The 1,813-nt window shown below is 60.0% G+C and carries 2 protein-coding genes; one reads left to right on the top strand and one right to left on the bottom strand.

Annotation, left to right across the window (positions count from 1 at the left end):
* A partial coding sequence (locus tag AC1D0Z_RS20790) for a GntR family transcriptional regulator (RefSeq protein ID WP_477660060.1) occupies positions 1 to 591 on the bottom strand: 591 nt, incomplete at its 3' end.
* A gap of 199 nt (positions 592 to 790) precedes the next feature.
* Between AC1D0Z_RS20790 and AC1D0Z_RS20785 the strand changes: the two genes are divergently transcribed.
* Positions 791 to 1,813: methylmalonyl-CoA mutase family protein (locus AC1D0Z_RS20785; RefSeq protein ID WP_477660059.1), on the top strand; the 1,023-nt coding region annotated here is incomplete at its 3' end.

Genomic DNA, 1,813 nt, shown 5'->3' with positions numbered 1-1,813 from the left:
CTGTGCAGTGGCGTTCGCGTCGCCTGACGACAGCGCCTGCATGATGGCGCGGTGCTCAGCCAATGATTCTTCAATACGGCCGCTCTTGAGCAGCGAGTTGTGCCGGTTGAGCTTCATCACCTTGCGCAAGTCCGCCACCATCTGGTCGCGCCAGCGGTTGTTGGCAATTTCAAGCAGGCGCATGTGAAAAGCTTCGTTGATCTCGAAAAAACGCTCGCGGTTGTTGACCGCTTTTTCGAGCTCTTCATGCAGGCCCTGTAGCTCCTTGATCTGGGAAGGCGTTGCCTGCGCGGCTACAACACCGGCCGCATCGCTCTCCAGCAGTGCGAGCAGGTGGTACACGTCGGCCAGGTCGCGTTCAGAGACTTCGGTCACGTAAGCGCCACGCCGCACTTTCATCGTGACCAGGCCTTCGGTGGCCAGCACTTTCAGGGCCTCGCGCAGTGGCGTACGGCTGATCCCGTATTCCTCAGCCAGCTTGAGCTCGTCGATCCAGCTGCCCGGCGCCAGTTCGCGGCTGAAAATGCGCTGGCGCAAAAGCTCGGCGACTTCTTCATAAAGCGCTCGGGGAGTCAGGGACACGGCGGCCATGGACATAGGGTGTTCTAGTAGGGTGAGGCGATAGCTTGGTGCGCGCTGCTTCCTGTCAGCGCTGCTGGCATCTTACCCGAAACTGAATTTTGCATCAATAATTATAAATGATGTAAACTTGCAGCGATCAAGAATCCCATCTTCGGAGGCTCCGGTTTGCATCGCCAGCCTCAGCAGATCCTGTTACGGTGAACATTCCATGTCCAAGCGTCCTCCCGAGCCAGAATTTCCCGCCGCCAGCCTGGAGGCCTGGGCCAAAGCGGCTGCCAAGTCGGCTCCTGGTGGAGATCTGGATGCGCTGAACTGGCAAACGCCGGACGGCATCAGCGTCAAACCGCTGTACACCGCCGAAGACATCCAGGGCCTGCCCCACACCAACACGCTCCCGGGTTTCGAGCCTTTCATCCGCGGCCCGCAGGCCACCATGTATGCGGTGCGCCCCTGGACGATCCGTCAGTACGCGGGCTTTTCCACGGCCGAGGAATCCAACGCCTTCTACCGCAAGGCTCTGGCCGCCGGAGGGCAGGGTGTGTCGGTGGCCTTCGACTTGGCTACCCACCGCGGCTACGACAGCGACCACCCGCGTGTAACCGGTGACGTTGGCAAGGCTGGTGTGGCGATTGATTCGGTCGAGGAMATGAAAATCCTGTTCGACCAGATTCCGCTGGACAAGGTCAGCGTCTCCATGACCATGAACGGCGCGGTGCTGCCGGTACTGGCGGGTTATGTGGTTGCGGCAGAAGAGCAGGGCGTCGCCCAGGATAAATTGAGCGGAACCATCCAGAACGACATCCTCAAGGAGTTCATGGTCCGCAACACGTACATCTTTCCGCCCCAGCCCAGCATACGCATCATCGGCGACATCATTGAATACACGGCGCAGAACATGCCGAAGTTCAACTCGATCTCGATCTCGGGCTACCACATGCAGGAAGCAGGTGCCAACCAGGCGCTGGAGCTGGCCTTCACGCTGGCCGACGGCAAAGAGTATGTGAAAACCGCGCTGGGCAAGGGCCTGGACGTGGATGAGTTCGCCGGGCGCCTGAGTTTCTTCTGGGCCATCGGCATGAACTTCTACCTCGAAGTCGCCAAGATGCGTGCCGCCCGCCTGCTGTGGTGCCGCATCATGAAAGGCTTCAATGCCAAAAGCCCCAAGAGCCTGATGCTGCGCACCCACTGCCAGACCTCCGGCTGGAGCCTGACCGAGCAGGACCCTTACAAC

The sequence above is a fragment of the Polaromonas sp. P1_E3 genome (assembly GCF_056405935.1).
The sequence above is the reverse complement of the archived record's forward strand: the minus strand, read 5'-3'. Positions and strand labels throughout refer to the sequence as shown.